Genomic DNA, 19558 nt, shown 5'->3' on the forward strand with positions numbered 1-19558 from the left:
AAAGGGGGCATTCATTCATGAATGGGCTGCGAAGAACGTTGTTCCATTCCTTGAAGAGACTGTTGTCTAGTAATAAATGTGCACTCTGCCATCAGCATGTTCCGGGAATGAGAAAATATGTAGATGATCATGGCAATCAAATAAATATTTGTCCTGCTTGCAGTACTTACGCGGAGCGAAGGGCTTATAGAAAAGTGAAGTAAAAGAAAGGGTGATCATGAATGGCCGTGCAACAAAAAACATACTCGGCTGAAAGTGCAGATATAAAGCACTTTGTTTCGGGAGAAAAGAAGAAGAACGATCACTATTTACATGCCGTTATTCATTTTGATGGAATGATTGATGAAAATGTTCTGATTCAAGCAATTCAGGCGACTTTGTCATCATTGCCCCTTCTTTCATGTCGCTATGTTGAACAGAATGATAAGGCGTATTGGGAAGAAACAGGTTGGAAAGCACAGACTATGGTGCATGTTGAAGAAACTGATGATCGGGAATCGGCAATTCAAAAAAATTTAACGGTGAAACTGAATGAAAAAAAAGGTCCGCAGTTGCGAATTTCTGTAATTAGAAAAAATAAAAAGGATTCGCTTGCGATTGTCTTGAATCATATGATTTGCGATGGTGGAGGATTCAAAGAGTATTTATATTTGTTGAGTTCCTGTTATTCGCGTATTGCAAGTGGCGAATCGTTATTGGACGATCCGTATCTTCCTGATCCAACAGCACGCAGTATTTATCAAATTTTTGACACGATGAATGATCAGCAATTAGATCAAATCAAGAACGCACAGTTAACAAATTATGTGCAAAGTGAAAAAGATCATCTTCCACTTAGCGGTGATGAAAATCAACCGTTTATTATTACTCATGAGACGAATGCAGCACGTTTTGACTCTATAAAGAATGATGCAAAAAGCAAGGGAGCAACCATTAATGACGCATTGTTTGCAGCTTATGTCTGTGCGTTATCCGATGTTGTACGGGCTGATCCTATTGTTTTGGATTGTCCGGTTAATTTGCGCGCCTATTTACCGCCAGAAACGCATCCAGGCTTTTGCAATTTAACCTCGAATATTACATGTGTCGTTCCAAGTCATGTTGGAACGACCTTTGAAGAGGCGCTGCTTAGCGTAAAGAAAGCTATGGATGCAGAGAAAAGCAGTCTTGAGCCGCTTCGTGTCTACTGGGACTTGGAAGAAGCCTATCAAACACATTCACTTTCAGAAGCAAAACGAATTTTTCCAAGCATTTATAGCATTCCTGTTAATGGCATGACAAATATAGGTATCATTGATGAAAACAAGTTGGCTTTTGCTGGTCTTGTCATACGTGATGTTTTTATATCCGGTTCGATTAAATACGCCCCTTATTTTCAAATTGCGGTGACCACATTTAGAAAAAAAATGACTTTTTGTACAAATTTTCATGGAACAGATCAGGACAGAACATTTCTTGAAAGATTTGTTAATCGAATGATCGAATTCTTGCCGCACCAGTAAGAAACAAAAAGGAAACCGCATCTTGGTTTCCTTTTTGTTTCTTAGACTATTTGTTTATAGAGCTGGTAGGCTTCTCGACTTATGGTTATTTGATCTGAAGAAGAGGTCATCTGTTCGTTCCGTACTTGTTGAATTTGTCGATCCAACCCGGTAATGCTGGTTTCAATTTTCGTCAGGTTATCTTTAGTCCCACTGGAATTAGATTGAAAATGGATCTGGTCAGCATGGTATTGCAGCGCTCTTTTTTCTTGCTCTAAGGCAGAGAGCTGATTAAATGTGTTTTTCATTGACTGCCCTGTCGTAATAACTGTCCGAACCTGAGGCACCTGCATCAGAATTCACTCCCGGATCATATAGTTTAAAACTAAGTATAGTCACTTATACACTATAGAAAAGTGACTACTGACCCTATTTTTTGTTGAATCTAAGGTGATTAGGTACATGGTCATGAGACAACCTTCTTGTTTAGTGAATGCTTAAACATTTTCCGGTAACAGAAGTAGAGAAAGAGTGCTTTAACCGTGAGATCAATGCCTTGTGCAATCCAAATTCCTGCAATCCCCATCGTTCCACGTACGCCAAGCAAATAGATAAAAACAACGCGAATGCCCCACATTCCGATTGCTGTACTATACATCGGTGTTTTTGTATCGCCTGCACCTTGAAGTGCTCCCGCAAGTACTAAACCGATCGCGAGGGGCGGCATAAAAAATGCATCAATTCTCATGGCGAGCGTTATCATTTCAGCAGTGCTGACCTGATCTGTAAACCATGCTGCAAAAAATGGAGTCATAAAGAACAGCAGAATGCCTGTAATACACATGATAACAACTGAAATGATTGCAGTCAGCAACCCGTAAGAATATGCTTCCTTGTATCTTTTTGCACCAAGCTCTTTTCCCACGAGCACGGTTGCTGCAACACTCAATCCCAGTCCGGGAAGATATGCGAACGTTTCAATATTTTCCGCAATTGCATTTGCTGCATATATTTCTGTTCCCATGTGGACGATTAAGCCAAGATAGACCACTTGACCGAGACGCATGATTAGTCGTTCCCCGGTAGCCGGAGTGGATAATCGGATAATTTCCCACATAAGACGCTTATTGCGATTTTTCCTTTGCCTTCTTAATGAAAAATGCACTGGAGAATGACGAATTGCTGCATGAAGCATGATAACGCCGATAATTCTTGTGAGTACAGTTGCTGCGGCAGCTCCGCCAACGCCAAAGCCGGTAAATTGGAAGATGCCAAAGATCAGCACATAATCAAGCACAATATGAATTAAATTCATCCAAAAACTGATCATCATTGGAGAGACTGTATTTCCGGATGCGCGCAGAACATTTCCAAAATTAATCATTAATGAAATAACAAATGCTGGTGTGCCGACAATACGAAAATAAAGTGCTCCTTGACTGAGCACCTCATCACCGGCACCCATCATACGAAGAAGTTGTTCAGCAAAACATAGGGTAAGCACACCAAAAAGAAGACCGGCAACCAGCGTAATCCACGTTGATTGCCGAGCCGCTTCTCGTGCTCCCTCTGAATCTCCTGCACCGATATGTTTTGCAATAATTGATGAAGTTCCAATACCAATGGCCATAAATACAGCAATATAGACGGCTAGTAATGTATTAGCAACACCGACTGCAGTTACTTCAGCTAATCCTAACCGTGCAACAAATAATGTGTCGACAAACCCAACAACGGTTTGCAGCAAACTCTCGACCATTGCGGGGATTGCTAAAGCAAGTACCTTGCTGGTTTTCTTCTTTAATACAGCATTCAAGTCGTTTTACACAACCTTTAGTTCATATCTGCATTGATCGTGCCCACAGTTGCCTGCCCAGTTAGTTCCTTTTTTGACACGATGTTCAAGTTTTTATCGAATTCATAGACAACCGGAATCCCGGTAGGAACATCAAAGTGAACAATTGCATCATCGGATATATGTTCAAGAAACTTAACAAGGGCGCGCAGCGTATTACGATGGCTGACGACAAGAACATTTTTTCCTTCTATTAATAAAGGCGCAATGTTGTCAGACCAGAAGGGCAGGACACGTTCCTGTGTTGTTTTCAGGCTTTCTCCGCCAGGTAGCAGCCGCGGATCGACATCATGATAACGCGGGTCGTGAATCGGATGCCTCGGATCAGACAAGTCAAGCATCGGGGGCAGTGCATCATAACTTTTCCGCCAACGGTTAACAAGTTCTTTGCCTTGCTTTTCTGCAGTTTCTGCTTTGTTCAGTCTCTGCAGTGCACCGTAACTCCGTTCATTAAGCCGCCATGTTTTTTGTACCGGCAGCCATTCCTGATTCATTTCTTGTAAAATATAATTTAGTGATCGAATGGATCGTTTCAATACTGATGTAAATGCATGGTCAAATATAATTTGTTGCTGAGCAAGATTAGTCCCAGCTTTTTTTGCTTCTTCTATTCCTTTTGCTGTAAGATCTACATCTTCCCACCCGGAAAAGAGGTTGGATTCGTTAAATGCGCTTTCCCCATGTCGCACAATAACTAATTTCATCATGATACCTCCGTATGCGCACTGATTAAATAGTGTCATTTTTAGTATACTGTATTGAAAACATTTTTCCAATTGCGTCTTGAATCAACAATCAGCGTCGTATACTTGAATTGTAAAGAAGCAAGTATATGTTTCGACTTTTTACTTGAAAATAGTGGTTAGAGATCTTGTACCGTTATATAATGTCTGTAAGTTACAAATGCAAGAGGGGAATGATGAGTATGAAACTTACTGCAACAGAAATTGAAGTCGCAGAAATACTGGAAAAAGATGCGCGGCTTACGAATGATGAACTTGCAAAAATGATGAACTTAAGTGTAGATCAAATTCATCAAATGGTTAAAAAACTAGAAGATGAAAAAGTTATTGTCCGTTACGTTTCGCTTGTCGATTGGACGAAAATCGATGGTCATCAGGGAGTCACCGCGATGATTGATGTTAAAGTGACTCCGAAACGCGATGTAGGTTTCAATGATGTTGCTGAGCGAATCTACCGTCACAAGGAAGTCAAATCGGTCTATCTTATGTCCGGAACCTATGATCTTTCAGTGCAGGTCGAAGGTCAGTCAGTAAACGAAGTAGCACACTTTGTCAGTCAGAAATTGTCCACGATCGATGGAGTGATCTCGACGACAACCCATTTTGTTTTGAAAAAGTTTAAGCATGATGGGACTGTGTACGATTCGGATGATCGGGATAAACGAATTGTGGTGTCCCCGTGATGCCAATTAAAACTTCGTACTTAGCAAAGCATGTCCGGACATTGAAGCCTTCGGGAATTCGTAAGTTTTTTGACGCGACGGCGGGCATGACCGATGTGATTTCACTTGGTGTTGGTGAACCGGATTTTGTCACACCTTGGAATGTCCGCGAGGCTGCGATTCTTTCACTTGAAGACGGATATACATCGTATACAGCGAATGCTGGATTGCTTGAATTGCGCGAAGCGATTGCGAAATACGTGGATGACTATTACTGTGTCTCCTATGATCCGGAACATGAAGTCACAGTGACTGTCGGCGCCAGTGAAGCTATTGATATCGCGTTGCGCGCCATTCTTGATCCTGGGGACGAAGTTCTCGTTGTCGAGCCTTGTTTTGTATCCTATGCACCGCTCGTGACATTGGCTGGAGGAGTTCCAGTCATCGTTGAATCAAAAAAAGAAAATGATTTCAAAGTGCAACCGGAGCAACTTGAAACCGCGGTAACTGAACGAACAAAAGCAATAATGATCTGCTCGCCGAACAACCCGACCGGTTCCATGCTCAGCAAAATTGAAATGGAACGTATTGCAGAAGTTGCCAAAAAGCATGACTTGCTGATTCTTTCCGACGAGATCTATGCAGAGCTTGTTTACGATGAGCTATACACAAGCTTCGCCGCAATTGATGGGATGAAGGATCAAACTATTCTTGTCAGCGGCTTTTCAAAAGATCTGGCGATGACCGGTTGGCGTTTGGGATTTGTTTGCGCGCCACGGGATATTTCGCAGGGCATGCTAAAAATTCATCAGTACGCGATCATGTGCGCGTCGACCATGGCGCAGCATGCGGGACTGGAAGGGTTGCGTAACGGACGCTCGGATATGGCAGATATGCGTAAAAGCTATCGCCAAAGAAGAAACTACATTGTACAATCACTGAATGAGATGGGATTGCCGTGTTACAAACCAGAAGGCGCGTTCTATACATTCCCTAGCATTGAAGCGACCGGCATGAACTCCGAAACCTTTGCAACTCGCTTGTTGCAGGAGGAGCGCGTTGTCGTGGTTCCCGGCAATGCGTTCGGCGACAGTGGAGAGGGCCATGTGCGTTGTTCCTATGCCACTTCGATGAGCCAGCTTCAGGAAGCAATGAAGCGTATGCGCCGATTTGTGGATAAATTGTAAGTCAACCATTATAGTGGCTTATCTGTGAATAGTTTTCTACGAAGAGGTGAGCAAGTGGTCCCGTTACTTGAAACCGAAAGACTGATTTTAAGAGAAATCGTTTATGAAGATGCGCAAAGTATTTTTGATTGCTTTTCAAATGACAATGTGACACGTTATTATGGTCAGGATAATTTAACAAGTATTGAACAGGCACAGCAATTTGTTGCCTTTTTTTCTCGGAATTACAGTGAAAAGCGCGGCATCCGATGGAGTATTGAACGGAAAGAGCAGCCGGGACTTATCGGAACGATCGGGTTTAATGCATGGTCATCAAAACACAGAAGAGCTGAAATCGGCTACGAGCTTCATCCTCACTATTGGCATAAGGGATACGCCAAAGAAGCTGTTACGGAAGTTATATCCTATGGGTTTAGTGACCTTCACCTGACACGCATTGGCGCTGTCGTCTTTACTGAAAATACTGCATCAAACAGGTTGTTAATGAAATTAGGCTTCAAAAAAGAAGGCCTTTTAAGAAACTATATTTATCAAAATGGTGTTGCGCATGACACGATCACTTATGCATTTCTGCCAGATAATCAATAATCAAAAAAGAGGGGGTATCAAAAGTCACTTTTTGACAATGATACACCCTCTTTGATTATGCAAACTCTTAATTTATCGACCATGTTTAATCATGGAGTTGTTTGAGAATACCCTTTTGGGGCAACCTCTTTTTTTTTACAGTTCTTCTGTTCTGCCAATATAGTCAAGCTTGAAGTTTTGTCCGTCCAGTTGCAGTTTCGTTACACTGCAGTTGGGTACCTTGCCAATGGTTAAGTCTTCACCCACGAGTGCATAAAGCATGCAGCAAATGTATAGTGAGTGGGTAACAATCAGGATTGTCGAAGCATCCGACTTGAGCAGCTTTTCTTTCAATGCGAGAATGCGCGTTTTCAAGTCCTGATAATCTTCTGCATAATCGATCGTATCGAGCTGTTTGATACCGGTGAGTGCTTTGATTTTCAGATCAATCGGCGATTTACGGCTCATACCTGGTTCACCGACTGCTTTTCCGCCTTCTTCCCACATCACATCATTATCGGCACCTTCAAAAAGACCGAATGATGCTTCTCTTAATTCAAAAAGTTCTTTAATTGGTGTTTCACCATTTCCCGAATGATCGAGAATAACTTGGGCAGTTTGGCGTGCTCTTCCGGTATCACTCGAAAAAGCAGCGTCGAAAGTGAGAGATTGTTTTCTGAGTTTGTCTCCTAAATCAATTGCCTGTTGAACGCCTTTTTTGGTTAACGGTGAGTCCGCCCAGCCTTGAGAGCGATTAAGCAGATTAAGCAGTGTTTCTCCATGACGAACAATATAAATTGTTTTCATTTTTTCACCTGATCACTTTAATTTATACTATCAATTTCTTTCATCGTATCATGCACTGTAATTTATGTAAACGGTTAACTGTTTAAACTAGCACCATATATAGTTCAGTATTGATATCAGCGAAGGAAAGCTTATTCATGCCAATTATTGCTTGCTCATATTTGACAAATAACGCTGTATGAGCTATAAAAATAGTATTAGCACTCCGATTGGATGAGTGCTAATCGTTACGTAAACAACTGATTATTATAGAGATGCACGAGAAAGGGGATTACCGATGGCTACGAAAGAATTTAAGGCAGAATCCAAAAAATTGTTGGATATGATGATCCACTCGATTTATTCACAGAAGGAAATTTTTCTAAGAGAAATCATCTCCAACTCGAGTGATGCGATGGATAAAATCTACTATCGCGCGCTGACCGACGACAAGATTGATTTTGATAAGGACAACTACTACATTGAAATTACTCCGGACAAGGATAAGCGCACGTTGACGATTTCCGATACCGGAATCGGTATGACCGAGGAAGAGTTGGAAGATAACCTTGGAACGATTGCTCAGAGTGGTTCTCTCAAATTTAAATCGGAAAATGAATCCAAGGATAACCATGACATCATTGGTCAATTCGGTGTTGGTTTCTATTCTTCATTTATGGTTGCCGACAAGGTCACCGTCATTAGCAAGGCACTCGATAGTGACCAAGCGTACAAGTGGGAATCTGAGGGTGCGGACGGATACACGATAACTCCTGTTGAAAAGGATTCAGTAGGTACAGATATCATCCTGGAATTGAAAGAAGATACCGAGGATGAGAAGTACAGTGAGTATCTTGAGGAATATCGCTTGCGTCAGATCATCAAAAAGTATTCGGATTTCATCCGCTACCCAATTAAAATGGAAGTGACGGAAAGTCGTCCAAAGAAAGACAATGAGAAAGAATTTGAAGAAGTAAAAGAAGTTCAAACGATTAACAGCATGGTTCCTATTTGGCGCAAGAACAAGTCGGAGCTGAAGGATGAAGATTACGAAAACTTCTATATGGAGAAGCATTACGGATTTGACAAGCCGCTTCGCTATATCAATATTCAGGCCGACGGAATGATCCGCTACCACGCGATCCTCTACATCCCGGAAAGCATTCCGTTCGATTATTATTCCAAGGAATATGAAAAAGGTCTTGAGCTGTATTCGAACGGCGTCATGATTATGGAGAAATGTGCGGATTTGCTCCCGGATTATTTCAGCTTTGTTAAAGGCATGGTGGATTCCGAGGATCTGTCACTGAATATTTCGCGTGAAATTCTTCAGCAGGACAAGCAGCTTAAACTGATTGCTAAGAATATTAATCATAAAATCAGGAAAGAACTCGAAAAGCTGCTTAAGGAAGATCGCGAGAAATATGAAACATTCTATAAAGCCTTTGGACGTCAACTGAAATATGGCGTTTATTCGGATTACGGTCAGCACAAGGACGATCTTCAGGATCTTTTGATGTTCTATTCATCGAAAGAAAAGAAAATGGTCACGCTGGACGAATATGTTTCACGTATGCCTGAAGAACAGAAATACATCTATTATGCAGTCGGTGAAACGAATGACAAGATTGATAAGCTCCCGCAAACCGAACTTGTCGCCGATAAAGGCTATGAGATTCTTTATTTCACCGAAGATATTGATGAATTCGCGATCAAGATGCTTCAGAAATATAAGGAAAAAGAATTCAAGTCTGTATCAAGCAGTGACCTTGGTATTGAGGACGAGAAGGACAAGAAGCAAGACGAAGCCGACGAAAAGGCGAACAAGGGCTTATTTGATAAAATGAAAGATGTGCTTTCAGACAAAGTAAAAGGCGTGCGTGCTTCCAAACGTCTGAAGTCCTACCCAGTTTGCTTCGCGACAGAAGGCGAAGTATCCATTGAGATGGAAAAAGTGCTCAATCAAATGCCGAACAATGAAAATGTCAAGGCAGACAAGATTCTCGAGATTAACACCAACCATAACGTGTTCAAAGCACTTAAAGCTGCCTTTGATCTCAACGACCAAACAAAAGTTGATCTTTATACGAACCTGCTTTACAATCAAGCCCTTCTCATCGAAGGTCTCCCGGTATCAGATCCGGTTGCGTTCTCGAATAATATTTGTGAATTAATGGGCTGATTCATCTTAGAAAAAAGCTGCTTATCTCCAAAACAACAGGAGATAAGCAGCTTTTATTTTATATAAATTCAAGGCAAATCTGTTGATTTATTGATCATGCAGCCATACAGAGGAACTTCACTTCTTTAGCAGCGCCTGAATTTCGCTTTCAATTGCTTCCGGTTTTGTTCGTGAGCCGTAATAGTGCACGACTTTGCCACCGCGATCAACGAGGAATTTGTTGAAATTCCAAGTGATTTTTTTCTCACCTGATTCTTCCAACAATTCATGGAAGAGCGGGTTCATTTCTTTACCTTTCATTTTTGATTTTTGAAAGAGAGGAAAGGTGACACCATAATTCAGCTTGCAGAACTCGGCGGTTTTTTCGCCGTCGGCAAATTCTTGATTCAAAAAACTGTCACTTGGAAAGCCGAGCACCGTAAAGCCTTGATCCTTGTATCCTTTATACAGTTTTTCCAATCCTTCATATTGAGGTGTGAAGCCGCATTTGCTCGCGGTATTGACAATAAGAAGCACTTGGTTTCGATAATGAGACAAAGGGACCGTCTCGCTTCCCGTAAGCTTCGAAAATGAATAATCATAGATCGTCATCAGTTATCCTTCTTTCTGAGTTCGTTTGTGTTATCTATAGTCTAGTTCGAGCTCGTATAATCTGCAAAGAAAGTGCGTCTAGAAAAATAAAAATAGCCGGCATCACCACAGTGCCAGCTTCCGGTATGCTGATTATTTATTAATTAGCGAATCTATGGCCTTAATTAGAGAATCTCCTGATATTGATTGGAATGTTTATCCAAGGCGTTCGCAGCATTGGCGATATCTTTAAAAGATTGAACTGCCGACGCAACATTTTCACGGCTCTCATGAACATTTTTCTGTACTGTTTGTGTTCCAAGTGTCATCTCGTTAACACTTGAAATTATTGAGGAAGCCTGTTTCTCTACTTCTTTAATCGAATGCTTCACTTGGTCTGAAAGTCTTTGTAATTCCTTTGCTACAACAACAAATCCCCGTCCGGAATCACCAGCATGTGCACCTTCAATGGCAGCATTAATTGCCAAAATGTTGGTCTGATCTGAAATTTGTTTGATGACATCAACAATTCCTCGAATTTGTTTTGCCTGTGTTTGAAGGGACGTCAATTTTTCGGCATTTTCATTCGAATAGGTTTCAATTTTGTCAATTTCATTTAATAATTCGTTGTTTTTACTATTGCCTTCTGTAGATTGCGCATTTAATTCAGCTGCCATCTCACTAAGTTCTCGTGTGAAGGTTCTGATTTGTTTCTCTCGCTCTGTTATATCGGTTGCGACCTTCAGGACCCCAATGACATTTTCATCGTTCGCATCATAAATAGGCATATAGGTTGCTTCAAGCCATATAGATTCACCCTGCTTACTCTTACGCTCAATTTTATCCTGATAACTTTTGCCGTTCAATAGGTCTTTCCAAAAGGTCAGATACTCTGGACTATTTGCAAAGGAAGGAAAGCACAGTGATGAATGATCCATTCCAATCATTTCATCCTGTGTGTAATTAAGTGTATGCGCAAAATTTGAATTGACATAAACCACTTTATGTTGTGTATTAAAGCTGATTATTGCTAAATTTTTATCTACTGCTCTACTAAGTAGATTAAGATTTTCTTGTGTTTGCGTCATAATCGACTGCTCCCTTGGTTATCTGCTGTAGGAATTATAGCACTCTTTAACAGGGAACAGCACTTTTTGTCACACTATGTTTAGAAACCATATGATTTAACGATTTATGCTGGTAAGTTTGAGCAAAATAACTTGCAATATTAATGTATTTATGTCCAACTAATGAGACAATAAAGTTGTTAAAAGCTTATGGGAATACGAACGAAGATCAACATCTTTAACTGAGTAGTTATTGAGAGTTAGAATGAGGGGGAAAAAGTTGACAAGGGCAGAAGAATACAAACGCACAAGACAAAAAATTATTCAGACCGCAAATAAACTGTTTATGGATAAAGGTTATAATGCTGTGTCCACACGTGAAATTGCAAAACAGTGCAGCTTGACTCAACCTGCACTCTATCACCATTTCCCAGACAAGGAAAGCATCTACTTAGCGGCACTTCGGTATGTTACAGCGGATATTCGACAAGAATTTAAAAATCTAAAAAGAGATACGGATCGTCCGGAGATTGCATTAAAGAAAATGCTGATGGTATTAATACAAAAACATCCGACAAATATAATGATGATGATTCAGGATATTGTAAATGAAATGAATCAGGAGAATCAGCACATGCTTTATGAACTCTGGCAGCAAACTTACCTAAATCCATTTAAAGAATTATTTGCGAAATGGGAAAAACAAGGAATACTTAGGGAACAGATAAATAGTGACGCAGCAGCACGTTTTTGTTTGTCTTCAATAGTCCCGCTGACCTCCACTCATGTTGAAAACGAAGCAGAACCTTCACTATCAGACCGACTGAGCGCAATCATTGATTTTTTACTCCATGGACTGTTAAACTAGTAAAGTATTTTGTATTAGGCAAAATTTTTTTTTATGCAGTTTCGCTTATCGACTGATAAGTGGATTGTGATGTGAGGATTAGATGTCTAAACAAACGAGGAGTGGTCATTGTGTTCTTAGCCTGGAATGAAATGAAAAGCGCCAAGCTTCGTTTCTTATTAATCATCGGTGTTTTGACTCTAATGACTTATTTGGTTTTTCTTTTATCTGGTCTAGCAAACGGACTCGCGGAAATGAATCGGGAGGCGGTCGATCAATGGAAGGCAGATGCCATTGTTTTAACCGATGAATCTGATATGAATCTTTCTCAATCCAGTATGACCCTTCATGAGGCTCAACGTATCTCAGCGGAACATAAGGCTGAAATCGCACAAATTCTCGCCGTAGCAAGAAAAAGCGGAACAAAAATTAAAGAAAGTGTGGCCATCACAGGTATCCACAAGGACCAATTTCTCATGCCAAACGTGTCGGAAGGTCGTTCCTTTAGAGGTGATCATGAGGTCATTGCAGACGATTCGTTAAAAGCTGATGGATTAAAGCTTGGGGATCGTTTGACGATTTCATCTTCGGAACAAAAATTGGTCATTGTTGGATTTACTAAAAAAGCAAAATTCAACGCAGCCCCTGTACTTTATACAACCATTGCAACTGTACAAAAAATAAAATATGGTAAGACGGATACGAGTGACAAAGGCATAATTAATGGAGTAGTCATACGTGATCCTTATTTTACTAAAATTAAAGTTCCTTCTAGCTTTAAGCTGACCCCCATTGAGCCGTTTATTGAACATATGCCTGGATACACACCACAAAAAATCAGCTTGGATTTCATGATTTATTTCTTATTTGTCATTGTATCGGTAACTATCGGTATTTTTCTCTATGTGCTGACCATACAGAAAGTCAGTATTTTCGGAGTGATGAAGGCACAGGGGATTTCATCGCTCTTTCTGATCCGTTCTGTAATCGCACAAACATTTCTGTTAGCACTTTTTGGTGTTTGTGCCGGATTTATCTTAACAGCAGTCACAGGTGCTTTCTTACCGTCTGCTGTTCCGATTCAATTAGACATTCCGGCACTTATTGGCTACGGAGCAATTTTTATTTTCGTCGCTGCCCTTGGCAGTTTGTTCTCCGTTCAAACGATTGTGAAAATTGATCCTGTACAAGCGATCGGAGGTTAAACCAATGAGCATCTTAAACATTCAAAACGCATCAAAGACTTATGGCAGTGGACATACACAAGTAACCGCTTTAAAAACCACTCAATTCTCGGCTGAAAAAGGTGAACTGATTGCTGTTATTGGTCCTTCGGGATCCGGGAAAAGTACCTTTTTGACCATTGCAGGCGGATTGCAAAACCCAACAAATGGATCTGTTCTGATAAATGGGCAAGAGGTAACAAAGCTAGGTGAGAGAAAACGGTCAATGATTCGCCTTAAGGAAGTTGGCTTTATCCTGCAAGCTTCTAATCTGGTTCCTTATTTGAGTGTTGACAACCAGTTCCGTTTGCTTGATAAAGTAAAAAAAGGCAATATGAATCAACAGGAAAAAGCACAACTCTTAAAACAATTAGGCATTGAAAACTTAACAAAGAAATATCCTGCAGATCTCTCAGGCGGCGAAAAGCAAAGAGTGGCAATTGCCAAAGCGCTGTACACTAATCCCAGCCTTATATTGGCAGATGAGCCGACGGCATCTCTGGACTCGAATCGAGCATTCGAAGTAATCAAGATGCTGGCTCAAGAAACTAAAGAAAAAAACAAAGCGACCATTATGGTAACACATGATAACCGCTTAACAAAATACTGTGACAAAGTGTATACGATCGTTGACGGCGGTCTCAGTCTGGTGTCGGACAACTTGCAAATCCGTCCTTAATACTGAATTTTTTAGACTTGGGAATTTTGAATTACAAAACAAATCATTTTTAAATAGTAATTTTAATTTAAAATCAACTCTTTCAAAAAGACGAAATAGAAGAAGCACAGGTAATCAATAGTACTTACGAAATTGACTTTTTTAATGACATTGGAGTGAGGGGAATCTGAATTCTAATCTTTATTATCTTTTATTAGTGCTCGCATGTATTCTGACTGTGGTCCTAATCGTTAACTTAATCATATTTATTGTTCGACTATTTGCATGGCGTAACATACAAAAAAGCAAACATCTATTGATCTCTACATTAATTATTATTGGCTTTCTTTCCATATACGGATATAATTGGGAATTTAATTTGAACATGATTCCTCATGGAGAGTTTCATGACCATTACGCATCACCAAATAAGCAATATACAGCGATCGTGTATTTCAATTCTAATGGACTTGCAGAAGATGAAGTTCTTGGTGTAATAAGAGATAACGTAACGAACAAAGAGCGGGCTATGTATTATGTCCTAAGACAGAACCCCCAGGTTAAATGGATCAATAATACAACAGTTGCCATAGGTAATCACGAATTCAATGTGAAGGATGAAAGCCAAAAATATGATTATCGACATGATAAGTAACCACTGTCTTCCTCTGCATGGCCAAAGTGTTCTTGTAAGAATGCGTTGACTAGTGAACAAATTGTATTAATGTTAACCTAAAGGTAGTAAGGAGGTTCTTATGAAAATTAATGGCATACCTGTACAAAAGACTTTAGTTGATCATATACCGGTGATCTATATCAAACCAGAGGAAACCCTCAGTAAAAGAAAATTAGCGATCTTTTTAAGCGGCTTAGGCGGCACTAAGGAAGACCTTGTACCTTATTTATCTGACATTGCGCGTAAAGGATTTATTGGATTAGCTTTTGACAACTATCAGCATGGCGAACGTGGAAAAGAAAGCGGAGCAGAAATAACGGAACGTGTATTTTCCAATATGCGTCGATTTGGTTGGCCAATTCTGGGACAGACGATTTTAGATACGGAGAAAGTGATCGATTGGGCGATCGCAAATCTGGATGTAGTGCCGCAAATCTATATGGGTGGAATCTCGATGGGCGGGGATATATCAGTTGCTGCGGCAGGAATAGATTCACGTATTGTTCGCGTGGCACCCATAGTTACCACACCGGACTGGCTGCGTCCGGGTATGCACAACTTATTCCATCCCAAGCAATTACTTGATCCTGGGAAGCCCGACAGTTACGCTCAATTCTTTTACGATCAATTGAATCCGATAACGCATTTGAGCCGATATATCAACTGTCCTCCGATGAAAATGATCCTTGGTGAGAAAGATAATCATATCCCACCGGAAAATGCGGAGCGATTTCGCAAGCAGTTATTTGAGTTATCTCCTCAGGCTGCAAAACGTATTGAACTAACCTACATACATGGATCATCATCTAATCATGTAGATACAATTAAAAGAAGCTCGGAATGGTGGCCGCTCCTTAATGAATGGTGGTTGGGCCTTGAATAGTGCTGAAAGCTCACTCCAAGCCTAGATTGGCGGGTTGAGTGAAATAAAGGTAAAGTAGCAATGGGAACAGAAAAGAGGACGATTAAAATGGACGGTACAAGACGTGCGGATATTCAAATTGGAGCAACGGTGATGGTAGTGCAAAAGCAGGATCAGAGGACGGGCAAGTTAACTGAAGGTATTGTAAAACGTATTTTGACGAATTCAGCCGTACATCATCGCGGCATTAAGGTCATGTTAGAAAGTGGCATTGTTGGCCGAGTGCAGGAGATAAAATAATCTTCGGGAAGACTTTCTACCGTGTTGATTAACTTTTATGAATGTAACTTCCATGAAAAGAAACAGTCCTGACCGATTAATGGATGAATTGAACTCCTAAAGTTGGACAATAAAAATCCAACTTTGGAGGTTCACATCAGGAATCACTGCTTCTTTTTTTTGCGTACGACTTGAATTGAATTTCTGTCTGGGTACCAACACAATCAATAATAAAAGCACGGGGGCTGATTCTAGCGAATTCGTTCAGAATTAACAACAAGGTCAAGTGCTGCCAGAAATGCTGAAGCAACAATTTTTGTCCGAGGACCAATAAAAATGCCAGTCATTTGATCATCCAGAAAAGAAATTAAAATGAAGTTAATTGACAGAGCAATAAGAAAAAGAATGCCCCACTTGGCTTGCCCTAGATGAGTCTTATAAAAGTTCACCATAAAAATACAGCCTTTGAAAGGGACATTGCTGAACAGAGCTAAAGCACAATAAAAAATTGTAAATGCGAATAAAGTGCTAAAATTATCGTAGAAGATACCAAGTAAATTGAACATGCCGATAAAACCGAAAAAGATTGCACCAAGAGAAATCAGCAGTGCCCCAATGATAATCGATCCAATTAATATTCCGACAACTATTTTAATGCCGATAGGCAATCGTTTTTCATCATCTTTCATATCAAAAACTCACTTCCGGTAATCCTTTATTTCTTGAAAAAACTTAACATATTATAAAATTATAACACAGATAAATCCGGTGAAAAGTTTGTCTTGGTCGTTTAATGGTAAAAATCATAAATGTAAACTACATCAAAGAATGTGGCAATATGAAGCAGTTTATTATTGCATGCATAACGCCAATGTTCACCATGTTCGATCTACATATCTACTCTCAATAGGTTTGAAGAGCTATGATCAAACAGCTCGGTGTAGTCATTGAGGAGTTGTGCGAAAATGCGGTCCCAGCTTTGTGACAAGGCATAGGATCTGGCGCTTTGGCTCATTTCATGACGTATGGTTGAATCCTTAAGCAAAGTGAAAAGTGCATCTGCAAATTCACGAGCACATTTTGGAGTACATAGTTTGCCGTTTAGATTATCAGTGATAATATTTTTCACTCCGCCGGCATTTGCGCCGATTACAGGTGTTCCACATGCCATTGATTCCAATACAACATTGCCGAAGGTTTCAGTTGATGAAGGAAATACCATCAAATCAGAAGCGGCATAAACCTCTGCTAATTGGTCTGGTGTTAAGTATCCGGTAAATTGAACATTTTTGGCGGCACTGGACTTCATGTCCTTCGCAAGCGGACCATCGCCCGCAATCAGCCACTGGATACTGGTTCCATACTTATCATTTACCATGCCTATAATTGATTGCAGCGTGTCAATATCTTTTTCTGGAGCTAATCGTCCTGCAAAACAGATCAAGTGTTTTGCAGTAATTGAATATTTTCTTCGAATGTCGTTTGGATGCTCAACTGGATGAAACAAGTCACAGTCTACACCTCTGCTCCAAATGCTTAGATGCTGAAACTGTCTTTTCTCCAACTGTTTAAGTGTTTCATGAGACGGTACAAAGGTTTTTTGCAGTGAATTGTGAAACCAGCGAAGGTAATTCCATAATATTGGGGAGAGAAATTCCATCTTATAATAGGTTAAGTAAGCGTCGAAGTCAGTGTGATAGGAACCCACAAGCGGAATGTTAAACTTGTTCGCGTAATATTTTCCGAGCAGCCCCATTGTAAAAGGCGTTGCTACATGAATGAGATCCGGCTTGAAATGCAGCAGTTTTTTCTTAATAAGATGATGATTTGGCACAGCAAGGCGGCATTCCGGATAAACCGCAAATGGAATACTTTTTAATTTTTGTACATGATTATTTGTATTTTCGTCATTTACATTTATCGGTGCGAATACCGTATAACTTATTCGCTTACGATCAAAATAGCTTGTTAGACGATCCAGAGTTTTCGCAACGCCGTTAATCTGTGGAGTAAAGGTATCTGTAAAAATAGCAATTTTCATCGATGAGCCTCCCCATTATATCGGACAGTCAATGGCCAAGGGCGTTTTCGTTTCGTGAAAAGAAATTCATGATCATTCTTTTAGTTTAATTAGAGATCGTTAAGTTTGTTCTATATGTTGTAAATCTGGTACAAAAAAAATGTAAAAAAAATACAATGATGCCGAGACAGCTTAGACATAATGAGCTATATTAAAAAGAAAAAATCATTCTATATGACTTAAACTGTTTTCAATATAATTAGAAAGAGGTGAGACCTTGCTCGTCTATGAAAATAAATCAAAAAAAATAAAGGCTTATGCATTGGATTGCGAACATTGGGATGATTTCACTGTGCTATTCGGCGAACGAGGAGCATGCGGGGGATGCTGGTGTATGAACTGGCGTTTGAAAAAAGCAGACTTTGAAGCACAAAAAGGGGAGAAAAATAAGCAGGCGATGTATCAACTCGTTGAAAATGACGAATCTGTTGGCATTTTGCTTTACATAAACGATCAGCCAGCAGGATGGTGCGCCGCATCGCCCCGCAATCAATATGGTCGTTTAGAACGCTCAAGGGTCTTCAAGCGAGTTGATGATCTGCCTGTATGGTCGATCACCTGCTTTTTTATTGCCAAACCGTTTCGAAGGCAAGGATTATCAGCAGAATTGATCCAGGCTACTGTTAATTTTTGCATACAAAATGGAGCTGCAGTGATTGAAGCCTACCCAGAGATTCCTTATAACTCAAATGAGCCAGCAGCTTTTTTATGGAAAGGGATTCCCTCTGTTTTTGAGAAGGCCGGTTTTAGAGAAACAGTGAGGCGTTCGAAATGGAAACGAATGATGCGGTATTATGTTCAAAAATAATAAAACAGTTCTCTGTGTTACAAGAACTGTTTCATCAAATCTATTGGGTTAATCAGGCAATCGGCAATCCGCCGGTAACGCCGTAAATTTGTCCGGTTATATAGCTGGATTCATCGGATGCGAGCAGGACATAAACTCCGGCAAGTTCTGCAGGCTGTCCGGCACGTTTATATAGAGAAGACTGTCCAAACTTTGGAATGTCGCTTTGAATTTGTCCCCCGCATACTTGAAGCGGTGTCCATATCGGCCCAGGCGCGACAGAATTGACGCGAATCCCTTTTGAAATCAATTGTTTTGCAAGTCCTTTAGTGAATGTGGCAATCGCACTTTTTGTCGGCGAGTAGCTCAGCAGTTCCGGACTTGGATTATATGCTTGAACAGAACTTGTGGTAATGATTGAAGATCCTTTTGGCAGATGTGGCAAGGCGGCTTTAACGATCCAATAAAGAGAAAAAACATTTGTTTCAAAGGATTTGCGCAAAACATCTGTTGGAATTTCGGTAATATTTTTATAAGCCTGCTGCATGCCAGCAACGAGGGCGAGCGTGTCTAGACCGCCAAGTTCTTGGAATGCTTTATCAACCATTTGCTTGCAGAATGCTTCGTTGGTTATATCACCGGGAATCAGCACTGCTTTTTTCCCCGCACCCTCAACCAACTTTTTGACATCCTCAGCGTCCGATTGCTCATAAGGCAAATAATTGATCGCGACATCTGCGCCTTCCCGTGCGTAGGCAATTGCAGCTGCTCGGGCAATTCCCGAATCTCCACCTGTAATGAGCGCTTTTCTTCCTTGTAACCTGCCGGCTCCCTTGTAGGTTTTCTCACCACAGTCCGGCACTGGATTCATTCGCGACTGCAGTCCGGGGGCAGGCTGTTCTTGCTTAGGATAAGTGCTCGACGTGTATTCTTTCGTAGGATCTTCAACGACTGTTTGAACCATAAATTCTCCCTCTTTTTCTGAGATTTTAATCATTTTTTCATTCATAGCATGCACTAAATCATCTGTTTTATTTTACGTTAAA

Annotated in this window: 21 protein-coding genes; 12 read left to right on the forward strand and 9 right to left on the reverse strand. The window is 40.5% G+C overall.

The annotated features are described in order from the left end of the window. Positions 1–221: 221 nt before the first annotated feature. Positions 222–1502 carry a condensation domain-containing protein gene (locus tag NOM01_RS08935; protein WP_255748145.1) on the forward strand — a complete coding sequence of 427 codons (1281 nt, stop codon included), beginning with the start codon at positions 222–224 and terminating at the stop codon, positions 1500–1502. 41 nt (positions 1503–1543) lie between these two features. On the opposite strand, the gene NOM01_RS08940 is transcribed toward NOM01_RS08935, so the two are convergent. The 3 genes from NOM01_RS08940 to gpmA form a co-directional block, all read right to left on the reverse strand. Then, positions 1544–1834 (reverse strand): hypothetical protein, encoded by a 291-nt coding sequence (locus tag NOM01_RS08940; protein ID WP_255748147.1) that lies wholly within the window; start codon positions 1832–1834, stop codon positions 1544–1546. 113 nt (positions 1835–1947) lie between these two features. After that, entirely contained in the window at positions 1948–3297 is a 1350-nt protein-coding gene (locus NOM01_RS08945) for an MATE family efflux transporter (RefSeq protein ID WP_255748148.1), read from the reverse strand. Positions 3298–3314: 17 nt separating this feature from the next. Beyond that, positions 3315–4040, reverse strand: a complete 726-nt coding sequence (gene gpmA, locus NOM01_RS08950; protein ID WP_255748150.1) for a 2,3-diphosphoglycerate-dependent phosphoglycerate mutase — start codon at positions 4038–4040, stop codon at positions 3315–3317. A 221-nt stretch (positions 4041–4261) separates the two neighbouring features. On the opposite strand from gpmA, the gene NOM01_RS08955 reads away from it, so the two are divergent. From NOM01_RS08955 to NOM01_RS08965, 3 genes are read left to right on the forward strand one after another with little or no spacing between them, the layout of a single operon-like run. Continuing rightward, complete coding sequence (locus NOM01_RS08955) at positions 4262–4762, forward strand: Lrp/AsnC family transcriptional regulator (protein ID WP_255748199.1); 501 nt, start codon at positions 4262–4264, stop codon at positions 4760–4762. Continuing rightward, positions 4762–5928 carry an aminotransferase gene (locus NOM01_RS08960; RefSeq protein ID WP_255748152.1) on the forward strand — a complete coding sequence of 389 codons (1167 nt, stop codon included), beginning with the start codon at positions 4762–4764 and terminating at the stop codon, positions 5926–5928. Before NOM01_RS08955 ends, NOM01_RS08960 begins: the two co-directional genes overlap by 1 nt. A gap of 54 nt (positions 5929–5982) precedes the next feature. Beyond that, a complete protein-coding gene (locus NOM01_RS08965; RefSeq protein WP_255748154.1) occupies positions 5983–6516 on the forward strand; it encodes a GNAT family N-acetyltransferase in 534 nt (177 codons plus the stop codon). Positions 6517–6651: 135 nt separating this feature from the next. Here the strand turns inward: NOM01_RS08965 and NOM01_RS08970 are convergent, their stop codons facing one another. Beyond that, positions 6652–7302 carry a histidine phosphatase family protein gene (locus NOM01_RS08970; protein WP_255748156.1) on the reverse strand — a complete coding sequence of 217 codons (651 nt, stop codon included), beginning with the start codon at positions 7300–7302 and terminating at the stop codon, positions 6652–6654. 277 nt (positions 7303–7579) lie between these two features. On the opposite strand from NOM01_RS08970, the gene htpG reads away from it, so the two are divergent. Continuing rightward, positions 7580–9463, forward strand: coding sequence for a molecular chaperone HtpG (gene htpG, locus NOM01_RS08975; protein WP_255748158.1), 1884 nt, complete (start codon positions 7580–7582; stop codon positions 9461–9463). 117 nt (positions 9464–9580) lie between these two features. Here htpG and NOM01_RS08980 read toward each other — a convergent pair whose 3' ends face one another. Together NOM01_RS08980 and NOM01_RS08985 are read right to left on the reverse strand one after the other, a co-directional pair. Beyond that, a complete protein-coding gene (locus tag NOM01_RS08980) occupies positions 9581–10054 on the reverse strand; it encodes a glutathione peroxidase (protein WP_255748160.1) in 474 nt (157 codons plus the stop codon). 164 nt (positions 10055–10218) lie between these two features. Continuing rightward, the gene (locus NOM01_RS08985) at positions 10219–11121 is read right to left on the reverse strand and encodes a methyl-accepting chemotaxis protein (protein WP_255748162.1); all 903 of its coding nucleotides are present in this window, start codon (positions 11119–11121) and stop codon (positions 10219–10221) included. 259 nt (positions 11122–11380) lie between these two features. On the opposite strand from NOM01_RS08985, the gene NOM01_RS08990 reads away from it, so the two are divergent. From NOM01_RS08990 to NOM01_RS09015, 6 genes are all read left to right on the forward strand, one after another. Next, on the forward strand, positions 11381–11968 hold the full coding sequence (locus NOM01_RS08990) for a TetR/AcrR family transcriptional regulator (RefSeq protein WP_255748163.1): 588 nt from the start codon (positions 11381–11383) through the stop codon (positions 11966–11968). 110 nt (positions 11969–12078) lie between these two features. Further along, entirely contained in the window at positions 12079–13152 is a 1074-nt protein-coding gene (locus NOM01_RS08995; RefSeq protein WP_255748164.1) for an ABC transporter permease, read from the forward strand. Positions 13153–13156: 4 nt separating this feature from the next. Next, complete coding sequence (locus tag NOM01_RS09000) at positions 13157–13849, forward strand: ABC transporter ATP-binding protein (RefSeq protein ID WP_255748165.1); 693 nt, start codon at positions 13157–13159, stop codon at positions 13847–13849. Between the two features lie 295 nt (positions 13850–14144). Next, positions 14145–14483 (forward strand): DUF5412 family protein, encoded by a 339-nt coding sequence (locus NOM01_RS09005; RefSeq protein WP_483315990.1) that lies wholly within the window; start codon positions 14145–14147, stop codon positions 14481–14483. Positions 14484–14583: 100 nt separating this feature from the next. Beyond that, on the forward strand, positions 14584–15387 hold the full coding sequence (locus tag NOM01_RS09010; protein WP_255748168.1) for an alpha/beta hydrolase: 804 nt from the start codon (positions 14584–14586) through the stop codon (positions 15385–15387). An 87-nt stretch (positions 15388–15474) separates the two neighbouring features. Continuing rightward, positions 15475–15666, forward strand: a complete 192-nt coding sequence (locus NOM01_RS09015) for a YwbE family protein (protein WP_255748169.1) — start codon at positions 15475–15477, stop codon at positions 15664–15666. Positions 15667–15896: 230 nt separating this feature from the next. On the opposite strand, the gene NOM01_RS09020 is transcribed toward NOM01_RS09015, so the two are convergent. Further along, a complete protein-coding gene (locus tag NOM01_RS09020) occupies positions 15897–16334 on the reverse strand; it encodes a YrvL family regulatory protein (RefSeq protein ID WP_255748170.1) in 438 nt (145 codons plus the stop codon). Positions 16335–16534: 200 nt separating this feature from the next. Next, positions 16535–17686 (reverse strand): glycosyltransferase family 4 protein, encoded by a 1152-nt coding sequence (locus NOM01_RS09025; protein ID WP_255748171.1) that lies wholly within the window; start codon positions 17684–17686, stop codon positions 16535–16537. A 373-nt stretch (positions 17687–18059) separates the two neighbouring features. Here NOM01_RS09025 and NOM01_RS09030 point away from each other — a divergent pair, with 373 nt between their 5' ends. Then, positions 18060–18533: a GNAT family N-acetyltransferase gene (locus tag NOM01_RS09030; protein ID WP_255748172.1), complete on the forward strand. Its 474-nt coding sequence runs from the start codon at positions 18060–18062 to the stop codon at positions 18531–18533. A gap of 52 nt (positions 18534–18585) precedes the next feature. Here NOM01_RS09030 and NOM01_RS09035 read toward each other — a convergent pair whose 3' ends face one another. Further along, positions 18586–19476 (reverse strand): SDR family oxidoreductase, encoded by an 891-nt coding sequence (locus NOM01_RS09035; RefSeq protein ID WP_255748173.1) that lies wholly within the window; start codon positions 19474–19476, stop codon positions 18586–18588. Between the last annotated feature and the right edge of the window lie 82 nt (positions 19477–19558).

This window comes from Sporolactobacillus sp. STSJ-5, assembly GCF_024385605.1.
Classification (GTDB): Bacteria; Bacillota; Bacilli; order Bacillales; family Sporolactobacillaceae; genus Sporolactobacillus.